General features: G+C 61.5%; 13 protein-coding genes. 5 read left to right on the top strand and 8 right to left on the bottom strand.

Annotated elements, in window-relative coordinates:
• Positions 1–5: 5 nt before the first annotated feature.
• The gene (locus ACA079_RS19155) at positions 6–1,421 is read left to right on the top strand and encodes a Y-family DNA polymerase (protein WP_497700499.1); all 1,416 of its coding nucleotides are present in this window, start codon (positions 6–8) and stop codon (positions 1,419–1,421) included.
• The gene (locus ACA079_RS19150) at positions 1,397–4,495 is read left to right on the top strand and encodes an error-prone DNA polymerase (protein ID WP_497700498.1); all 3,099 of its coding nucleotides are present in this window, start codon (positions 1,397–1,399) and stop codon (positions 4,493–4,495) included. The genes ACA079_RS19155 and ACA079_RS19150 overlap by 25 nt, the downstream gene beginning before the upstream one ends.
• Before the next feature lie 146 nt (positions 4,496–4,641).
• Here the strand turns inward: ACA079_RS19150 and ACA079_RS19145 are convergent, their stop codons facing one another.
• From ACA079_RS19145 to ACA079_RS19115, 7 genes are all read right to left on the bottom strand, one after another.
• Positions 4,642–5,304, bottom strand: coding sequence for a flavin reductase family protein (locus tag ACA079_RS19145; protein WP_129443589.1), 663 nt, complete (start codon positions 5,302–5,304; stop codon positions 4,642–4,644).
• Positions 5,305–5,316: 12 nt separating this feature from the next.
• On the bottom strand, positions 5,317–6,804 hold the full coding sequence (locus ACA079_RS19140; protein WP_497700497.1) for an amidohydrolase family protein: 1,488 nt from the start codon (positions 6,802–6,804) through the stop codon (positions 5,317–5,319).
• Complete coding sequence (locus ACA079_RS19135; RefSeq protein WP_497700496.1) at positions 6,801–7,997, bottom strand: amidohydrolase family protein; 1,197 nt, start codon at positions 7,995–7,997, stop codon at positions 6,801–6,803. Before ACA079_RS19135 ends, ACA079_RS19140 begins: the two co-directional genes overlap by 4 nt.
• A 159-nt stretch (positions 7,998–8,156) precedes the next feature.
• On the bottom strand, positions 8,157–9,221 hold the full coding sequence (locus tag ACA079_RS19130; protein ID WP_497704347.1) for an extracellular solute-binding protein: 1,065 nt from the start codon (positions 9,219–9,221) through the stop codon (positions 8,157–8,159).
• 39 nt (positions 9,222–9,260) lie between these two features.
• Complete coding sequence (locus tag ACA079_RS19125) at positions 9,261–10,049, bottom strand: ABC transporter permease (protein WP_046048507.1); 789 nt, start codon at positions 10,047–10,049, stop codon at positions 9,261–9,263.
• Positions 10,046–10,963, bottom strand: a complete 918-nt coding sequence (locus ACA079_RS19120; protein ID WP_046052935.1) for an ABC transporter permease — start codon at positions 10,961–10,963, stop codon at positions 10,046–10,048. The genes ACA079_RS19125 and ACA079_RS19120 overlap by 4 nt, the downstream gene beginning before the upstream one ends.
• Before the next feature lies 1 nt (position 10,964).
• Complete coding sequence (locus ACA079_RS19115; protein WP_497700495.1) at positions 10,965–12,050, bottom strand: ABC transporter ATP-binding protein; 1,086 nt, start codon at positions 12,048–12,050, stop codon at positions 10,965–10,967.
• 140 nt (positions 12,051–12,190) lie between these two features.
• Between ACA079_RS19115 and ACA079_RS19110 the strand changes: the two genes are divergently transcribed.
• The 3 genes from ACA079_RS19110 (at position 12,191) to uvrA (ending at position 17,937) form a co-directional block, all read left to right on the top strand.
• The gene (locus ACA079_RS19110) at positions 12,191–12,880 is read left to right on the top strand and encodes a GntR family transcriptional regulator (RefSeq protein ID WP_008154995.1); all 690 of its coding nucleotides are present in this window, start codon (positions 12,191–12,193) and stop codon (positions 12,878–12,880) included.
• 185 nt (positions 12,881–13,065) lie between these two features.
• Entirely contained in the window at positions 13,066–15,177 is a 2,112-nt protein-coding gene (locus ACA079_RS19105; RefSeq protein WP_497700494.1) for a hybrid sensor histidine kinase/response regulator, read from the top strand.
• Between the two features lie 141 nt (positions 15,178–15,318).
• Entirely contained in the window at positions 15,319–17,937 is a 2,619-nt protein-coding gene (gene uvrA / locus ACA079_RS19100; protein WP_497700493.1) for an excinuclease ABC subunit UvrA, read from the top strand.
• 85 nt (positions 17,938–18,022) lie between these two features.
• On the opposite strand, the gene ACA079_RS19095 is transcribed toward uvrA, so the two are convergent.
• Positions 18,023–19,966 (bottom strand): PAS domain-containing hybrid sensor histidine kinase/response regulator, encoded by a 1,944-nt coding sequence (locus ACA079_RS19095; RefSeq protein ID WP_497700492.1) that lies wholly within the window; start codon positions 19,964–19,966, stop codon positions 18,023–18,025.
• Between the last annotated feature and the right edge of the window lie 126 nt (positions 19,967–20,092).

Below are 20,092 nucleotides of genomic sequence, written 5' to 3'. Positions count from 1 at the left end.
TTGCCATGCGCTGGGTGTGCATTCTCTTCCCGCAATTGGCGCTGGACGCGGTACTGCGTCAGCGCGCCGATCCCGATGAGCCGCTGGCGTTGCTGACCGGCCCGGCCCAGCGTCGGGTGTTGCAAGCGGTCAACGCTTCGGCCCGGGCGCTGGGCTTGCGCCCGGGCCAGTCGATGACCGCCGCCCAGGCCTTGAGCAAAGGGTTTGTCACGGCTGAATACGACGCTGCCGAGATCGAACACTGGCAGCAGTTTCTGGCCGCCTGGGCTTATCGATTCAGTTCACAAGTCAGCGTGCATTACCCGCGTGCGGTGGTGTTTGAAATCGAGTCCAGCCTGGGATTGTTCGGCGCCTGGCCGCAGTTCGAGGCGCGGTTGCGGGCCGAGCTCGGCGAGCTGGGCTTTCGCCATCGGATTGTTGCTGCCCCCAACCCGGTGGCAGCGCGGGTGCTGGCCAACGCTTATGACGGTCTGGTGGTGCCCGACGACCAAGCCTTGCAACATCATCTTGGGCAGTTGCCCATCGATCGGATCGGGCTGGAAACCAGCGTTGCCACCACGTTGTCGCGCATGGGGTTACGCACCTTGAGTCAGATTCAGGCGTTGCCTCGCCATAGCCTGGCCCGGCGTTTCGAGGCCCAGGTGCTCAAGCATCTGGACGCCTTGCTCGGGTTACGGCGGCTGGCGCTGGCGTTCTACTTGCCGCCGGACCGGTTCGATGTGCGCATCGAGCTCAACTTCGACGTGCAGTCCCATCAGGCGCTGCTGTTTCCGTTACGCCGGCTGACCGGCGACCTGTCGGCGTTTCTTTGCGGTCGGGACAGCGGCGTGCAGCGTTTCGACCTGCACCTGGAACACGCCGGGTTGCCGGACACCGTCATCAAGGTCGGCCTGCTCAGCGCCGAACGTGATCCGGCGATGCTCTTTGAGCTGGCCCGGGGCCGGTTGGAGCACGTCCAGGTCGAGGCCCCGGTGCGCGGTTTTCGCCTGCGCGCCGAAGACTTGCCGGCCTTCGTTCCCCAGCGTCAGGAACTGTTCGACGACCGCCCGCAGCAGTCCTTGCCGTGGGAGCAACTGCGCGAACGCTTGCGCGCGCGATTGGGAGATGACGCGGTGCAGGGTTTGCGGTTCCAGGCCGATCACCGACCGGAATGCGCGTGGCAGGCCAGTGCCGACAGTCAGCGCTGTGCAGGGCTGCCTGCGGTGCAACGTCCGGGCTGGCTGCTGACTGAACCGCTGGCGGTGCACGAAGGTTCGACGCGTATCCTGATGGGGCCGGAACGCATCGAGTCCGGTTGGTGGGACGGTGCCGATGTGCGCCGCGATTACTTCCTGATCGAAACCCGTTCCGGCCAGCAGGGCTGGGCCTATCGTGCGGTCGGTGAGGACGGCCCGTTGTGGCTGCAAGGCTGGTTCGCATGAGCATCGACTATGCCGAACTGCACTGCCTGTCGAACTTCAGTTTTCAGCGCGGTGCTTCCAGTGCCCTCGAACTCTTTCAGCGGGCGAAAAATCAGGGCTATCAGGCCCTGGCGATCGCCGATGAATGCACCCTGGCCGGTATCGTCCGCGCCTGGCAAGCGGCCAAATCCGTGGAGCTGCCACTGATCATCGGCAGCGAAGTGCGCATCGAGGACGGTCCGAAACTGGTGTTGCTGGTGGAAAGTATCGAGGGTTACCAGACCCTGTGCCGACTGATTACCCGAGCGCGGCGCCGTACGCAGAAAGGCCAGTATCAAGTGCTGCGGGAAGATTTCAGCGAGCCCTTGCCGGGGCTGTTGGCGCTGTGGGTGCCGGACGCCGTCGATGACTTTGAACAGGGCCACTGGCTGAAGCAGACCTTCGCCGAACGTCTGTGGCTGGCCGTCCAGCTGCATCGCGGCCAGGACGATACCCGACGACTGACTGCGCTGCTGACCCTGGCGGGCGAACTGCGAATCCCGGCAGTGGCCAGCGGTGATGTGCACATGCACGCCCGTGGGCGACGCGCCTTGCAGGACACCATGACCGCGATCCGTCATCACGTGCCGGTGGCGGAGGCCGGGCTGCGCCTTCATCCCAATGGCGAGCGGCATTTACGCAGTCTCGATGCGCTGCAATCGATCTATCCACAAACACTTCTCGACGAAACGCTGAACATCGCCCGGCGCTGCACTTTTGATCTCGGGCAGTTGCGTTATCAGTATCCCCGGGAGTTGGTACCAGAAGGCCAGACCGCCACGTCCTGGCTGCGTCATTTGACCGAGGAGGGCATTGCGTGGCGCTGGCCAAAAGGCCCGCAGGCCCAAGTGCTGACGCAGATCGACAAGGAACTGGAGCTGATCGCCGAGCTGGGATACGAAAGCTATTTCCTGACGGTTCACGACATTGTGCGATTCGCCCGTGAGCAAAAAATCCTGTGTCAGGGCCGTGGTTCGGCGGCCAACTCGGCGGTGTGTTTTGCCTTGGGCATCACGGAAATCGATCCTGATCGCACCACGCTGTTGTTCGAGCGCTTTCTCTCCAAAGAGCGCAACGAACCGCCGGACATCGACGTCGATTTCGAACACGAACGCCGCGAAGAAGTCCTGCAGTACGTGTTCCAGCGGTATGGCCGGACCCGCGCGGCGTTGACGGCGGTGGTCAGCACGTATCACGCGGCTGGCGCGGTGCGTGATGTGGCCAAGGCCTTGGGTTTGCCGCCGGATCAGATCAACGCCCTGGCCGATTGCTGTGGCCACTGGAGTGATGAAACACCGCCCGTGGAACGCCTGCTTGAAGGCGGATTCGATCCCGAGAGCCCGGTGCTGCGCCGGGTGCTGAGCCTGACGGGGCAACTGATCGGTTTCCCCCGACACCTGTCCCAGCACCCCGGCGGTTTCGTGATTTCCGAGCAGCCTTTGGACAGCCTGGTTCCGGTGGAAAACGCTGCCATGGCCGAGCGTACCATCATCCAGTGGGACAAGGACGACCTCGATGCCGTCGGGCTGCTCAAGGTGGATATCCTGGCGTTGGGCATGCTCAGTGCGATCCGCCGCTGTTTCGATCTGTTGCGCCGTCATCGCCATCGGGACCTGAGCCTGGCGACGATCCCGTCCGAAGACTCGCAAACCTACGACATGATCGGTCGTGCCGACACCATTGGCGTGTTCCAGATCGAGTCCCGGGCGCAGATGTCGATGCTGCCGAGGCTCAAACCCCGGACCTTCTATGACCTGGTGATTGAAGTGGCGATCGTCCGTCCGGGACCGATCCAGGGCGGGATGGTGCATCCGTACCTGCGCCGCCGAAACAAGGAAGAACCGGAGATCTATCCGTCCCCGGCACTGGAAACCGTACTCAAGCGCACCCTGGGCGTACCGCTGTTCCAGGAACAAGTGATGCAGATTGCGATTGTCGCCGCCGACTACAGCCCCGGCGAGGCCGATCAGTTGCACCGCTCCATGGCCGCCTGGAAACGCCACGGCGGGCTGGAGCCGCACAAGGATCGCCTGGCCGCCGGGATGAAGAAAAACGGCTACACGGCCGAGTTTGCCGCGCAGATCTTCGAGCAGATCAAAGGCTTCGGCAGTTATGGTTTTCCCGAGTCCCACGCCGCCAGTTTCGCCTTGCTGACCTACGCCAGTTGCTGGTTGAAATGCCACGAGCCGGCGGCCTTCGCCTGTGCGCTGATCAACAGCTGGCCCATGGGTTTCTACAGCCCGGACCAGATTCTGCAGGACGCGCGCCGGCATCATTTGCAGATTCGCCCGGTGGACGTGCGCGCCAGTGACTGGGATTGCAGTCTCGAACCGATCACCGGAGCTCAACCGGCGATTCGCATGGGGTTGCGGATGATCAAGGGCTTTCGTGAGGACGATGCCCTGCGCATTGAAGCCGCACGGTCGAAGGGGGCGTTTATCGACATTGCCGACCTCGGCGAACGGGCGCGACTCGACGCCCGTGCCCAGGAGCAACTGGCCGATGCCGGTGCGCTACGTGGCCTGGCCGGTGACCGTCATCGGGCTCGCTGGGAAGTGGCGGGTGTGCAGAAACAGCTCGGTTTGTTTGCCGGTCTGCCGAGTCAGGAGGAGGGCGCGGTGTCGTTGCCCAAACCCACCGTCGGCGAGGACCTGCTAGCCGATTACAACAGCGTCGGTACCACGCTCGGTCCGCATCCGCTGGCGTTGCTGCGGGGTGAATTGAAAGCCCGGCGCTGCCGCAGTTCGAAGGAACTGCTGGAGGTCGAGCATGGACGACCGGTCAGCGTCGCCGGGCTGGTGACCGGTCGACAACGTCCGGGCACCGCCAGTGGTGTGACCTTTGTCACCCTTGAAGATGAGTTCGGCAACGTCAACGTCATTGTCTGGCGCGACCTGGCCGACCGGCAGCGCCAGGTGTTGGTTGGCTCGCAATTGCTCAAGGTTGATGGGCGCTGGGAGAAGGAGGGCGAAGTGCGGCATTTGATTGCCGGACGGTTGAGCGATTTGAGCCCGTTGCTCGACGGCATTAGCGTGCGTAGCCGGGATTTCCACTGATCTCTGCCTTACAACACCCCCTGTAGGAGCTGTCGAGTGAAACGAGGCTGCGATCTTTTGACTTTGCTTTTTAAAAACAAGATCAAAAGATCGCAGCCTCGTTTCACTCGACAGCTCCTACAGGGTTTGGGTACGTGGGCAGAGTTCTATTTGGCTTCTGGCCAAAACCGCTCCCCACCCCCCGGCGCCTCCGTCCACGCCTGCAACGACCGTGTCGGCAAATCAAAATAATCGCGCGTACGCGCATACCCATGCCCACCCATCCGCCCGATCGCATCGAGCCCCAACTGATCGATGTACAAGGTTTTCGGGTCGATCAATTCATCCCGCACATGGGCCATCAGCACTTCGCCAAAGATAATCTCCCGTGACTGCCCAATGGACAGCGCCATCATCCGTCGGCACTCCAGCGCCACGGGGGCTTCGCCAATTCGCGGGCACTTGACGGTGGTGCCGGGAATCGCGGTAAGGCCAGCGGCGGTCAATTCGTCGAAACCGGGGGCGAACGGCACGGCGCAGACGTTCATGGCTTCCACCAGGGCATCGCTGACGATGTTCACGGTGAATTCCTGGTTGAGCTGGATATTGCGCGTGGTGTCCTTGGGGCTTTGGTCACCGTAGTTTTCCACGCCCAACGCGAGGATCGGCGGGTCGGCCGAGAGGGCGTTGAAGAAGCTGAAGGGCGCGGCGTTGATCCGACCTTCGCCGTCGATGGTGGTGACCAGGGCAATCGGCCGTGGCACCACGCTGCCGATCAGAATCTTGTACTTGTCTCGCGGGCTCAATTGGCTGAAGTCAAAGCTTTGCATGGGCAGGACTCTCTAAAGAAGGGGATCAATCGCGCTCAGCGGCGCGTGTGCGCTGTAGTCGTCAGCGAACGGGATGGCCGGTTTGAACAGGCCTTTCCAGTCCGGTTGGCCGAAGGCCCGGTCGCTGTGGCTGCGCATCAGTTTTTCGAATTGTTGTTGGGCCTGGCGTTGCAGGGCGGAGTAGTCGACGCCTTGAACCTGACCGTCCTGCATCACGCAGCGGCCGTTGATGTAGCTGGCGATGCAGTCGTCACCGCGCCCGGCCAATACCAGGTTTTTCAGTGGGTCGAACAGCGGCCCCAAATGCAGGCCGCGAAGGCTGAACACCGTGATGTCGGCCTTGGCGCCCGGCGCCAAGCGGCCCAGATCATCGCGGCCCAAAGCCTTGGCGCCGCCGAGGGTGGCGGCGTTGTACAGGTCCAGCGTGGAGGTGAGCGAGTTGCCGCCCTCCATCAGTCGGGCGATGTTCAAACCCTGGCGCATGTTCTCCAGCAGGTCCGCCGGCCAGGTGTCGGTGCCCAAGGCGAAGTTGATGCCCTTGGCCCGATAGCGACCGAATGAGTTCAGCGCCTCGCCGTCACGGGCAAACACCACTGGGCAATGCACCAGACTCGCGCCGCCATCCACCACGCGTTGCAGATCGTCATCGCCGGAGGTGTAGATGCCGTGGGGCAGCAGACTGCGCGGGGTCAACAGATCCAGTTGCTGCAACCAACCCAGCGGCGAAGTGCCGCGCAGTTGCTCGACCATCGCCACCTCACCGAGCCCTTGGCAGCAATGCAAACGCATCGGCGCGTTCAGTTCCAGGCTGAGCGCGGCAGTGCGTTGCAGCAGGGCCGGGGTGCAGGTCTGGATGCGGTCCGGCAGCAGCGCGCCACGAATCAAACCCTCGTGTGCACCGTCGAAATCACGGAAAAACCTGACAGCCGCATCGAGCCCGGCCATGCCTCGCGCTTCATCCCAGTGATGCCCGAGGCTTCCATCGGCGCGCCAGTAACCCATGCCGCTCATGTAGCAGGGACCGAGGTAAGTCCGCAGCCCCAACTCGGCCGCCACACCGGCCACCGCAGAAAATTCGTCGTAGGTTTCGGCCCACTCGCGGTAATACATCGAGGTGATCGGCATGGCGGTGGTGATGCCGTTGCGGATCAGCTGAGTGAAGGCGTAGCGGTATTTGAAGACTTCTTCATCGGGGCTGTAACTCTCCCGCGGACCCGCCGCCAGGTAGTCCTCGGACCACATCCGGCCCATGTCGCGTTCATCGCCGTTGTCCAGCGTCAACACCGTCGAATCAAGATCCCCGAGCGCATCCAGATCGATGAAGCCCGGACCGATCAACGCGTTGCCGTAATCAATCCACTGATCCATCGGGCCCGGATAGTCACGCCCGACAAACACGATGCGCGAACCTTCGAACACCACTTCGCCGTCGCGCCACAGCACATGCTGGGTGCCGTCGAACCCGACCACGCAACTGGCTTTCAATCCAATCCTTTTCACAAGCGACTGTCCAAAAGTTTGCCAGCTGTAGCGATCAACTCACCGCCGCGATAAACCTGCCGCACCGGACGCGACACCACCGCCTCACCCAGCGTCTGCACCGGCATCAGCAAAAAGTCCGCCGGCGCACCGATCTCCACTCCATAACCTTCACAGCCCAACGCCCGAGCACCATTTGCCGTGGCGGCTTCGAACGCCGCCGCCAGTTCATCGTCCTTGTTCAAGTCGAAACGAAAGGCCAGCAGCATCGCCCGTTCCAGCATGTCGCCGTTGCCCATGGGCGACCAGGCATCGCGAATGCCGTCCGAACCCAGGCACACGTTCACCCCGGTCTCGCGCAACGCAAGGAACGGCGGCACAGCACAATCGGCTGGCGCCGAACTCATCAGCGAAATGCCCAGCGCCGCGAGGCGTTCGGCCACCGGTTTGACCTGGCTCCACGGCAACATCCCAAGGCAGTACGCATGACTGATCATCACACGACCCTGACGCCCGAAGCGTTCGGTGTAGTCGGCGATCAGTGCGATCTGCCACAGGCCCAGTTCGCCCTTGTCGTGCAGGTGAATGTCGACGCCACGTTCGAATTCACTGGCCAGCTTAAACACGAAGTCGAGCTGGGCGATGGGGTCATTGTCGATGCCGCACGGATCGAGACCGCCGACGTTTTCCACGCCCAGGGCCATGGCTTCGCGCATCAGTTCGGCGGTGCCGGGACGGCTGATCAGGCCGGTTTGTGGGAACACCACCAGTTGCAGGTCGATCAGGTCGCGGTAACTTTCGCGCAACTGTTGCATGGCCTCGACGTGGCGCAGGCCGAATTCCGGGTCGATGTCGACGTGACAACGCATCGTCAGCGAGCCACGGGCGATGCAGTTTTCCAGCAAGGCGCCGGCGCGTTGGGCAATCGGCGCCTGGACTTCACGCAGCACGCGGCGCTCGTTGGCGATGTAGTCCTTGAGCGTCGGGCCGGCGCTGTTCGGGCGCCAGGGTTGACCCCAGAGGGTTTTGTCGAGGTGGACGTGGCTTTCTACCAGGGCCGGGGTGAGGAGCTGGTTTTGGCCGTCGATGTCGGTGGTGGTCAGTGCGGCGCTTGATGCAGGACGGCGTTGCTTGAACAGGCCGTTTTCGATCAGCAGGTCTTCGGCGGGGGAGCCGTAGGGGCGCACGTTGCGCAGCCAGCGGGGTTGGGTCATATCAAGCCTCAAATTTTGTGGTGTTTGGGCGGGCCTCATCGCGAGCAAGCTCGGCTCCTACAGTGGTTTTGTGTTGAACATGGAATGTGTGAACAACCCAATACCCTGTGGGAGCCGAGCTTGCTCGCGATGGCCGCGACTCGGTCTCAAGTCAGCTGATCAGCCCTTGAGCTTCGACCAGATCCGGTCCTGCAGCTCACGCGCCTTGTTGCTGCACTCTTTCTCCGGGCGCAGGCGCGAGGCGAACTCGTCGGGCATGTTGATCGCGTCCATCACCCGCCATTTGGCGTCGATCAGCTTGTCGCTCTGGATGCCGTTGTCGTAGGCGATGGCGTTGGACACGGCGGCGGCGTTTTCCGGCTTCATCATCCAGTCGATGAAGATCTTCGCGTTACCAGGGTGCGGGGCGCTTTTCGGTACGGCGAAGTTGTCCTGGAACATCGCCAGGCCTTCGCGCGGGTACACGTACCTGATGGTGCTTTTTTGCAACGTGGCCCGGGCGGTGGAACCGTTCCAGTTCTGCATCATGATCACTTCACCGGAGGCCATGCGGTCGACGGTGTTGTCCGAGCTGTACATCTTCAAGTGCGGTTTCTGTTTTTGCAGCAGCTCCAGAATGCGCTTGGCGTCCTGCGGGTTTTCGCTGCATTCGTCGACGTTCAGGTAATGGCTGGCGGCGTTGATCACGCTGCTGGAGGTGTCGAGGGCGGCGAGTTGGCCTTCCAGTTCCTTGCGTGGTTCGAAGAACTCTTTCCACGAATCGTCCAGTTTGCCGCCGGGCACCCGCGCGCTGTCATAGGAAAACCCGGTGGTGCCCCACAGGTACGGGGCGGAGAACTTGCGGCCCGGGTCGAAACTCGGGTCGCGGAAGGCCGGTTTGACGTACTGGAAGTTGGGCAGGGTCGACGCGTTGATTTGCAGTAGCAGGTTCTGGTTGATCAACGTGCGCATGATCGACTGCGACGGCACGATCACGTCATATGCCGCGCCACCGGCCTGCAACTTGGCCAGCAGGGTTTCGTTGCTGTCGTAGCCGTCCATGGTGACCTTGATCCCGGTCTCCTTTTCGAACTTGGCCAGCAGGTCCACCGGGTAGTAGTCGGTCCAGTTGTAGAAGAACAATTCCTTGGGTTCGGCGGCCTGCGCGGTGAAAACGCTGAAGCAACTGAGGGCCAGACCGGCGACGCCGTAACGCATGCTTTTGAAGATCGTGTTTTTCAACATCATGGTTTTACGCTCCGAAAGTACCGCGAAGGAAAGGGCTCATTGGTTTTTGCCGCGCTGTCCCAGCCAGAAGGCCAGCACCACCAGCACGATGGAAATCACCAGCATCAGGGTCGAGATCGCGTTGATCTCCGGCGTGACGCCGGATTTGATCGCCGAGAAGATGTACACCGGCAACGTCGTCGAACCGGGTCCGGCGACGAAGAAGGTCATGATGAAATCGTCGAGGCTGACCACGAACGCCAACACCGAACCGGACAACACCGCCGGCCACAACAGCGGCAGTGTCACCCGGCGAAACACCTGCCACGGGTTGGCGTACAAATCGTTCGCCGCCTCCAGCAAGCTCTTGTCGAGGTCATTGAGCCGCGCACGGATCGGCAGGTAGGCGAACGGAATGCAGAAGCCGATGTGCGCGACGATCACCGTCAGCAAACCGAGCTTGATCCCCAGCGCCATGAACAGCAGCAGCGTGGCCACGGCGGTGACGATCTCCGGCAGGATCAGCGGCAGGTTGATCCCGCCCTCGACCATCTTCTGTCCATAGAACGGTCGGTACGTCGCCAGCGCCGCGAGCAGCGCAATCGCCGTGGCGCAGACCGTGGCAATGCCGGCGACGATGATCGAGTTCAGCGCGGCGGTCTGGATCGACGGGTTGGCCAGAATCCTTCCGTACCAGGCAAAGGAGAACTCGGTCCACACCGTGGCCGAACGGTTGGCGTTGAAGCTGTAGGCGATCAGCACGAATATCGGCACGTACAGATAGGCCAGGATCAACAGGCTGACTTCGCGGGTCAGCGGTAGTTTTTTCAGGTGCAGGGCGATCATGCGGTAGCTCCCCGACGCAGAGTCTTGGCGGTGCTGCGGCTATAAAGGGCGTAAAGCACCAGGGAGAGCAGCAGAATCCCCAGCAGCAGGAACGACAGCGAACTGCCCAGCGGCCAGTTACGCGCGGTGCCGAACTGTTGCTGGATCAGGTTGCCGATCATCAGCGTCTTGCCGCCGCCGAGAATCGCCGGGGTGATGAAGGCGCCGAGACTCGGCACAAACACCAGCAGCGCACCGGCAATCACGCCGGGCATCGACAGCGGCAGGATGATCCGCCGCAACGCATGCCAGCGATTGGCGCCGAGGTCGTAGGCCGCTTCCACCAGACGCCAGTCGAGTTTTTCCAGGGTCGAGTAGATCGGCAAAATCATGAACGGCAGGAAGCTGTAGACCAGCCCGACGCTGACCGCGAAGTCGTTGTAGAGCAGGGTGATGCCACCGGCCTGCGGGAACAGCGCGTTGAGGCTCTGAGCAACCCAGCCATGCTCGCGCAGGATGATCAGCCAGGCATAGTTGCGGATCAGCAGGTTGGTCCAGAACGGAATGGTGATCAGCAACACCATCAGGTTGCGTCGACGCGGTGTCAGGCTCGACATCCACAACGCCACCGGGAAGCCGAACAGGAAACACAGCAACGTGGTGCCACCGGCCTGGAACACCGAGCGCAACAGCGCCTGGGCGTAGACCCAGTTCAGCTCCAGTTCACCGTCGAAACCTTCCTGGAAAAACAGCTGCACGTAGCTTTGCAATTGCCAGTTGGCCTGCCAGTCGACGCCGCCGTACACGTTGCGCGGCAACAGGCTGATGTAGCCCATGATGCCGAGCGGAATGGCGATCAGCGCCAGCAAAGTCAGAACCACCGGGCTGAGCAACAGCGCACGGTTGAGGGCGGGAGAAGTGCTGCTGACGCTCATCTCAGGCCTCCATCAACAGGCAGGCGTGGGGCGGCAGATTGACCGCGACGCGATCACCGACCACCCGACCGCGGTTCAGGCCTTCGTTGTTCTCGCGCAACATGACCTTGATGTCGTTGTTCAACCGGCACTGGTAAAGGGTCGCGGTGCCGACATACAACACCGCTTCAATCACGCCGCGCAGGTGATGCGGTTGCTCCAGGTCGACCAATTGTGAGCGCTCCGGGCGGAACGCCAGTTGCACTTTGGTGCCGTCGAAGCCTTGAGCCGGGCAGGGGATTTCCACCGGCATGCCGCTCGGCACGAACAGCTTTTCGTTCTGCTGGCCGCGCTTGAGGTGGCCGGGGAGGAAGTTGATGTCGCCGATAAACTGCGCAACGAATTGGTGCTGCGGCCGTTCGTAGATATCGTTCGGTGTGCCGATTTGCAGGATCTTGCCGGCGGACATCACGGCGATACGGTCGGACAGGGTCAGGGCTTCTTCTTGATCGTGGGTGACGAAAATGAAGGTGATCCCGGCTTCCTTCTGTACGCGCTTGAGTTCGACCTGCATTTCCTTGCGCAGCTTCAAGTCCAGCGCCGACAACGGTTCGTCGAGCAACAGCACTTTGGGTTTCGGCGCCAGGGCCCGGGCCAGGGCCACGCGCTGCTGCTGGCCGCCGGACAACTCGGCCGGTTTGCGCTGGGCCAGGTGTTGCATTTGCACCAGCGCCAGCATCTCATCGACCCGTTGCGGGATCAGCTTGCGATCAAGACCCTGCATCTCGAGGCCGAAGGCGATATTCTGCGCGACGCTCATGTGCGGAAACAGCGCGTAGCTCTGGAATACTGTGTTGACCCGGCGCTTGAACGGTGGCAAATCATTGACCGGTTCGCCCGCCAGACGGATCTCGCCTTCGCTGACCTGTTCGAAGCCGGCGATGGTGCGCAGCAAGGTGGTCTTGCCGCAGCCGGAAGGGCCGAGCAGGGTGAAGAATTCATTGTCGGCAATGTCGACTGAAACGTTGTCGAGGGCTGGAGCCAGCCCCGGATCGTCGGAATACCGCTTGGAGACGTTACGCACTTCAATCGCTGTTGGATGACCCATATTGGTGCATTCCTCTAATTATTGTATGCAATATCTGGATGCAATCTAGAAATAACCGGATTAATCTGCTCGTGCAACCCCCTTTTTCAAAGGCTGCTCATCGCCTGGGGCCGGTTGTTTAGCGCTAAAGGAGTGTTCAGATGACTGAGAAAAAACTCGAGACCACGGTCGACCGCGTCTACCAAGGGGTTTACGAGGCGATCAGCAAACGTTCATTGCGTCCCGGGATGAAGCTCGGCGAAGCGTCATTGGCCGAACTTTTTAATGTCAGCCGGACGTCGGTTCGTGCCGCGCTCAAGCAGTTGGAGGCCGATGGCCTGGTCACCACCGAGCCCAACAAAGGGGCGTCGGTGTCGTTGCCCAGTGATGAGGAGATTCGCTCGCTGTTTGAAACGAGGCGCCTGATCGAGATCGGCATCGTCACCGAGCTCTGTCGTCGACGTGATACGGCAGTGACCCAGGATCTGCGTGATCACCTGTTGCTGGAGGATGAAGCGCACCGCAGCGGCGACCATGAACGGTTGATTCATCTGCTTGGTGAGTTCCACATCAAACTCGCGCAAAGCCTGAACAACCCTGTGTTGCTGGACTGGTTCCGCAAGCTGATTTCCCGCGCCTCGCTGTACGCCGCTGCGCTGGATGACGACAGTCATGAAGCTTGCCGCGACGACGAGCACCTGCGGCTGATCGAGTACATCGAAGCCGGCAACCAGAGCGCCGCGATCGAACTGACCTGCATGCATTTGAATGGCATCGAGAAGGCCATTCTCGACGTCGCCGCCACGCTGAAAACCGGCTACCACCCGCTCAAGCACCTGATCGAGGTTTGATGCTCAACACAGTACTTGCAGCTGCAAAGCCATCAGGGCAAACCCACAAAAATCTGCAAATCAAGAATCAGCTAACCTCTATGAAACCATTGGCGACGGCGATGCTCGAAACAAACGGGCACGCGCCGTCCTCATGCCGTTGCGATCCCTTAAGCCAGTCATCTACAGGGATACAGAGTCAGTCAATGCAGTTTCTAGACGATAGCCATGGGTGTGCAGGCTGGAACGGTGAAATGGCCGGGCGCATCCGTGCGTTCGACTGGAGCCTGACTGAGCTTGGGAACATCGACACCTGGCCCAGAAGCTTGTGCAGTGCGGTGCAGTTGATGCTCGCGTCGCCACTGCCGATGGTGATGCTGTGGGGCCGACCCGGTTACATGATCTATAACGATGCGTACTCGAAGTTCGCCGGTGGCCGCCATCCTTACCTGTTGGGCTCCCCGGTGGAACTGGGTTGGCCGGAAGTCGCCGAATTCAATCGGCAGGTGGTCGACACCTGCCTGGCCGGCGGCACCTTGTCCTATCGCAACAAAGTCCTGGAGTTGCTGCGCGATGGGGTTCCCGAAGACGTCTGGCTGGACCTCTATTACAGCCCGGTGGCGGATGATGACGGGAAACCGGCCGGGGTCATGGCGATGGTGGTCGAGACCACCGAACATGTGATTTCCGAGCGCCGCCGTCAGGCCGCTGAGGACGCCTATCATGCTGACAACGAACGGGTGCGCCTGGCGCTCAATGCCGGGGCTTTACTCGGCTCGTTCGTCTGGGACATCAAGGGCAATGCGCTCTCCGGTGACGAGCGTTTCGCCCGCACCTTTTCCTACCCGCCGGAGCAAAACCTGGCCGACCTGCCAACGGACATCGCCGAAGCACGGATCCATCCCGATGACCGCAGCTGGGTGCAGGAGCAGATCAATCAATCAGTGGAAACCGGCGAACCCTTTAACGCCGAGTATCGGGTCTTGCGCCCGGATGGCAGTTATATGTGGGTGCAGGCGAGTGGTGGCTGCGAGTTCAATGAGCAGGGCGAACCGTTCCGTTTTCCCGGGGTGTTGATCGACATTCACGAACGCAAGACCGCCGAAGAATCCCTGCTCAAGTTCACCCGCAACCTGGAGCAACGCGTTGCCGACGAAGTCGAAGCGCGGCTGGCCGCTGAAGAACAATTGCGTCAATCGCAGAAGCTCGAAGCCATCGGCGGCCTCACCGGCGGTGTGGCCCATGACTTCAACAACCTGTTGCAGGTGATCGCCGGCAACCTGCACTTGCTGGCTCGGCATGAACCGGACAACGCCAACGTGCAGCGTCGGGTCAGCGCTTCGATTGCCGCGGTCGAACGTGGCGCCAAGCTCTCTTCGCAACTACTTGCGTTCGCCCGTCGTCAGCCCTTGTCGCCAGCGGTCTGCGATCTGCGCCAAGTCTTCGATGGACTTGGGGAGTTGTTGCAGCGGGCGTTGGGGGAAACCATCCAGATCAATGTCGCCGCGGCTGAAGCTCTTTGGCACATCTACGTGGACGACAATCAACTGGAAAACGCCATTCTCAATCTGGCGATCAATGCCCGGGACGCCATGAACGGCGAGGGGACCATTGATCTGAGCGCCGAGAACATTGCCCTTGATAGCAAGTTTTGTGCAGGCAAGGGCATCGTTGCCGGCGACTATGTCTGCGTAGCGGTGGCTGACAGGGGTATCGGCATGTCGCCGCAGGTGCTCGCGCAGGCTTTCGAACCGTTTTTTACCACCAAGGCCGATGGCCAGGGTACGGGGTTGGGCCTGAGCATGGTGTTCGGTTTCGTCAAGCAAAGTGGCGGGCATATCGAGATTTCCAGCGTGGTCGGGCAGGGCACTCGGGTGCAGCTGTATTTCCCTCGCAGCCTGCGCCCGATACTCAACGAAACGACACGTCATGACCCGCAACAGCGAGGCGGACACGAAACCATTCTGGTGGTCGAGGACAACGAGGCGGTGCGCAGCTCCGCGGTGGAGTTACTGCGCGAAGAAGGTTATCAAGTGCTGACGGCGGCCAACGGTGACGTGGCGATGCAGATGTTGCTGGATGGCGCCGTGGTAGACCTGATTTTCACCGACGTGGTCATGCCCGGCCTGATCAAAAGCTCGGACCTGGCCGCTTGGGCCAAGATGCAGACACCGCCGCTGGCTGTGCTGTTCACCTCGGGCCACACCCGTGACATTATTTCGCGCAATCACCAACTCAGCCCCGACACTTACTTGCTGAGCAAACCTTATGGGCCCGAGGCGCTGACCCAAATGGTGCGCACCGTGCTCAACGGCTGACTCGATCCACCCTGGGAACGATCACCCTGTAGGAGCCGAGCTTGCTCGCGATGGCGGTGTGTCAGACAGATCGCCATCGCGAGCAAGCTCGGCTCCTACAGGTGAACCGCATTTCTTTGAACCTTCCAATCAAGGCTGCTCATGACTTCCAATCCCCCCTCCGGCATGGTCAGGGTGCGCGGCGCCCGGGAACATAATCTCAAAAACGTCGATGTCGACATCCCGCGGGACGCCCTTGTGGTGTTCACTGGCGTGTCCGGTTCGGGGAAATCGTCGTTGGCGTTCTCGACCCTCTACGCCGAAGCGCAACGCCGCTATTTCGAATCCGTGGCGCCTTATGCGCGGCGCCTGATCGATCAGGTCGGGGTGCCGGACGTCGACTCCATCGAAGGCTTGCCGCCGGCGGTGGCGCTCCAGCAACAACGGGGTACGCCGAGCACGCGCTCTTCGGTGGGCAGCGTGACGACGTTGTCGAGCCTGATCCGCATGCTGTATTCCCGGGCCGGCAGTTATCCGCCGGGGCAACCGATGCTCTATGCCGAAGATTTTTCGCCCAACACGCCCCAGGGCGCGTGCCCCGAATGTCATGGATTGGGGCGGGTGTATGAAGTCACCGAAGCGTTGATGGTCCCGGACCCGAGCCTGACCATTCGCCAGCGCGCGGTCGCCTCCTGGCCCACCGCCTGGCAGGGACAGAACCTGCGCGACATCCTGGTGACGATGGGTTACGACGTCGACAAACCCTGGCGCGATCTGCCGAAAAAACTGCGCGACTGGATTCTCTTCACCGAAGAAACGCCCACGGTGCCGGTGTATGCCGGGCTCACTCCCGAAGAAACCAAAATCGCGCTCAAACGCAACATGGAGCCGAGTTACCAGGGCACGTTCACCGGCGCCCGGCGCTACATCCTGCACACCTTCAGCCATTCCCAAAGCGCGCTGATGAAAAAGCGCGTCTCGCAATTCATGCTCGGCAGCCCATGCCCGTTGTGCGACGGCAAACGGCTCAAACGCGAGGCGTTGTCGGTGACCTTTGCCGGTTACGACATTGGCGAACTGTCGCAGATGCCGTTGCTGCAAGTGGCCGAAGTCTTGAAACCGGTGGCCGCTCACAGCTACCTCGAACAGACCGAGGCGGCGGGCGAAGTATTGACGCACGACCAGACCCGCGAAGCCCGCGAGCAACGAGTGGCCCACGGCGCCAGTGGTCACGCCAACGCGCCGGATGTACGCCACACACCGAACCTGTCAGTGGAGAAACGCCTGGCCGCGCAGCGGATCGCTCAGGACTTGCTGGAACGGGTCAGCACGTTGACCGATCTGGGGCTCGGTTACCTGGCGCTGGAACGCAGCACGCCGACGCTGTCGTCCGGTGAGTTGCAACGTCTGCGCCTGGCGACGCAATTGGGTTCGCAGTTGTTCGGCGTGATTTACGTGCTGGATGAACCGTCGGCCGGTCTGCATCCGGCAGATGGCGAAGCATTGTTCGAAGCGCTGCAACGTCTGAAGGCCGCCGGCAACACCTTGTTCGTGGTCGAACATGACCTGGAAACCATGCGCCGCGCCGACTGGCTGATCGACGTGGGCCCGGCGGCCGGCGAGCATGGCGGCCAAATCCTGTATAGCGGACCGCCGCCAGGGTTGGCGCAGGTGACGAACTCGCAGACGCGCGCTTATCTGTTCGCCGAGCAGGTCACTCAGCCCCAAGCCAGCCGAAAGGCGAACGATTGGCTACGGCTCGAGGGCATCACCCGCAATAACCTGAACAACCTCAGCGTCGAGTTTCCGCTGGGCTGTTTTACCGCGGTGACGGGCGTCTCCGGTTCCGGTAAATCAAGTCTGGTCAGTCAGGCGCTGCTGGAACTGGTGGGCGCGCATCTCGGGCGCGCGACCAGCGACAGCGAGTCAGAAGCGTTGAGCCTTGAGGATGAAGCACCGCAAGTCAGCGGCGGTCAGGTCTCGGCGGGACTGGAATCGATCAAGCGCCTGGTGCAAGTCGATCAGAAACCCATTGGCCGCACACCGCGCTCGAACCTGGCGACCTACACCGGGCTGTTCGACAACGTGCGCAAACTGTACGCCGCAACCCCCGAGGCGCAGGCCGAGGGTTACGACGCGGGCCAGTTTTCCTTCAACGTTGCCAAGGGCCGTTGCCCGACGTGCGAAGGTGAAGGCTTTGTCAGCGTCGAGTTGCTGTTCATGCCCAGCGTCTATGCACCGTGCTCGACCTGTCACGGCGCACGCTACAACCCCGAGACGCTGGCGATCATCTGGCAAGGATTGAACATCGCCCAGGTGTTGCAACTGACGGTGGACGAGGCGGTCACGGTGTTTGCCGAGCAACCGGGCATTCGCCGCTCGCTGGAGGTGCTGCGCGATATTGGCCTGGGTTACCTGCGCCTCGGCCAGCCGGCGACCGAGTTGTCGGGCGGTGAAGCCCAGCGGATCAAACTGGCCACCGAGCTGCAACGCAACCAGCGTGGGGCAACCCTGTATGTGCTCGACGAGCCCACCACCGGTTTGCATCCAAGGGATGTCGATCGCTTGCTCGAACAGTTGAATACGCTGGTGACGGCGGGGCATACGGTGATCGTCGTCGAACATGAAATGCGCGTGGTGGCGCAGAGTGACTGGGTGATCGACATCGGCCCGGGGGCGGGGGATCAGGGCGGGAAGATTGTCGTCAGTGGCACGCCGCAGAAAGTCGCCAACAGCAAAAAGAGCCGGACGGCACCCTTTTTGGCCAGAGTCCTGGGCTAAATCAAAAGATCGCAGCCTTCGGCAGCTCCTACAAAGGATCGGCGTACACCTGTAGGAGCTGCCGAAGGCTGCGATCTTTTGATCTTTAAGCGCTGTCGAGCGTGCGCCGCACCTTGCCCAGCAGTTCATTGATCTGGAACGGCTTGATCAGCATCTCCATGCCATCGCCGAGGAACACCTGACGGTTGATGGCGGTTTCGGCATAACCGGTCATGAACAGGATCGGCAGCTTTTTGCGCCAGCTCCGTGCCACATCGGCCAGTTCGCGGCCGCTCATGCGTGGTAGTCCGACGTCCGTCAGCAGCAGGTCGATGGACTCATCGTTTTGCAGGCGTTCGAGGGCACTTTCGATGTCGCCCACCTGCGTGCAACGGTAACCGGCATCCACCAACACTTCGGCCACGAACATGCGCACCGACGGCGTGTCCTCGACGATCAACACATGTTCGCCGGCACCCTGATGATCGCCGGTGCCTGGCTCAGCATCGCCGGCTGTGGGGTCAGAGCTGGCCGGCAGCATGATGGTGACTTCGGTGCCGCGACGCGCGACGCTGCGGATGTGTGCATCGCCACCCGATTGCCGGGCGAACCCGTAGAGGGTCGACAACCCCAGCCCGGTGCCCTGGCCCAGCGGCTTGGTGGTGAAAAACGGGTCGAACACCTTGTCGATCACGCTGTGTTCGATACCGGTACCGTCATCGCGCACCGACAACGCGACATACGCACCATCGGCCAGATTGGGGTCGCCATGGGAATAGGCGGCATAGGTGCTGACCCAAATGTTGCCGCCCTGGGGCAAGGCATCGCGAGCATTGATCACCAGATTGAGCATCGCACTTTCGAGCTGAATAGGGTCGACCAGGGCAATGGCGGGTTTAGAGGTTAATTCGAGTTTCAGCGTGATGCGCTCGCCGATGGTGCGCACCAGCAGTTCTTCAAGGGAACGCACGTGTTCGTTGATGTCCACGGGCCGGGTATCGAGTGGCTGTTGGCGGGCGAAGGCGAGCAGGCGATGAGTCAGGGACGCGGCACTCATGGCCGAGTTCAAGGCGGCTTCGGCGTAAAACTGAACCTTGTCGGTGCGTGAAGCGGCGATCCGTTTTTGAATCAGTTCCAGGCTGGTGATGATGCCAGTAAGCAAGTTATTGAAGTCGTGGGCGATGCCCCCGGTCAGCTTGCCCAGTGCATCCATTTTCTGCACTTGCAGCAGTTGAGCTTCGGTTCGCGCTCGCTCGGCGACTTCTTTGGCCAACTGGGTAGTGGCGTCGTCAAGCCGGGCCAGGTGCGAGCGTTTGCGGTGTCGGTGTTCAGTGACATCCTCGACAAACACCAGGCTCAGTTCCGGCGTGCGGTACGGCGAAATCTGCCACTCGGTTTCGCGAGTCTCGCCGTGGACCCGCATGCTCAGGGTGCCTTTCCAACGCTCGCCATAGGCCAGGCGCAGGCGCAGTTCCTCGATGACGACGTCCTGATCCTCGGCAAAGCACTCGCGCAGGGTGTCCGGGTTGAGGTTGTCTTGAATCAGCTGCGCGAAGGCATGGTTGCATTCATGCACCTTCAACTCGGCATCCAGCACGGCGATGGGCGCCGATACATTGACAAAGATTTCCCGAAACCGCGCCTCGCTTTCGCGCAGGGCATTTTCGGTATCACGCACCCGCAGCAAGGTGCGCAAGGTCGCGAGCAGTACATCCGGATCCACCGGGTGGATCAGGTAGGCATCGGCGCCCGCGTCCAGGCCGGCAATGATGTCGCCGGTCTGGATCGAGGCCGCCGAGACCTGAATCACCGGCAGCAGGGCAGTGGCGGGTTCGGCGCGCAATTTGCGCACGATGTCGAAGCCGCTCATGTCCGGCAGATTGACGTCGAGGATCAGCGCGTCGATCGTCACGCTGTCGATCAGCTCCAGGCCCTCGGTGCCGGTGCCGGTTTCGAGTACTTCATAGCCGTGTCGTTCCAGGCGTCGGCGCAGGGCGTAGCGCGTGGCGATGTTGTCGTCGACGATCAGCAAACGGATGTCACGCTTCATCGACAGGCTCCAGAGCAATGACCAACAGCGGTACATGATCAACAAGTGTCCGTTCACTTGAGCATAGTCAAAGGGTCGGTGATCCATTCGATTGAACGTTGCTTGCCGGGCGGCTTCGAATCTTCA

It is taken from the genome of Pseudomonas sp. LBUM1645, assembly GCF_059716185.1.
The sequence above is the reverse complement of the archived record's forward strand: the minus strand, read 5'-3'. Positions and strand labels throughout refer to the sequence as shown.

Excerpts from the sequence above, each read along its gene's own strand:
- ACA079_RS19110 (WP_008154995.1), top strand. The coding sequence starts at position 12,191 with ATGACTGAGAAAAAACTCGAGACCACGGTCGACCGCGTCTACCAAGGG.
- uvrA (WP_497700493.1), top strand. The coding sequence starts at position 15,319 with ATGACTTCCAATCCCCCCTCCGGCATGGTCAGGGTGCGCGGCGCCCGG.
- ACA079_RS19145 (WP_129443589.1), bottom strand. The coding sequence starts at position 5,304 with ATGCAAAGCTTTGACTTCAGCCAATTGAGCCCGCGAGACAAGTACAAG.
- ACA079_RS19155 (WP_497700499.1), top strand. The coding sequence starts at position 6 with ATGCGCTGGGTGTGCATTCTCTTCCCGCAATTGGCGCTGGACGCGGTA.
- ACA079_RS19115 (WP_497700495.1), bottom strand. The coding sequence starts at position 12,050 with ATGGGTCATCCAACAGCGATTGAAGTGCGTAACGTCTCCAAGCGGTAT.
- ACA079_RS19130 (WP_497704347.1), bottom strand. The coding sequence starts at position 9,221 with ATGTTGAAAAACACGATCTTCAAAAGCATGCGTTACGGCGTCGCCGGT.
- ACA079_RS19125 (WP_046048507.1), bottom strand. The coding sequence starts at position 10,049 with ATGATCGCCCTGCACCTGAAAAAACTACCGCTGACCCGCGAAGTCAGC.
- ACA079_RS19120 (WP_046052935.1), bottom strand. The coding sequence starts at position 10,963 with ATGAGCGTCAGCAGCACTTCTCCCGCCCTCAACCGTGCGCTGTTGCTC.
- ACA079_RS19135 (WP_497700496.1), bottom strand. The coding sequence starts at position 7,997 with ATGACCCAACCCCGCTGGCTGCGCAACGTGCGCCCCTACGGCTCCCCC.
- ACA079_RS19105 (WP_497700494.1), top strand. The coding sequence starts at position 13,066 with ATGCAGTTTCTAGACGATAGCCATGGGTGTGCAGGCTGGAACGGTGAA.
- ACA079_RS19095 (WP_497700492.1), bottom strand. The coding sequence starts at position 19,966 with ATGAAGCGTGACATCCGTTTGCTGATCGTCGACGACAACATCGCCACG.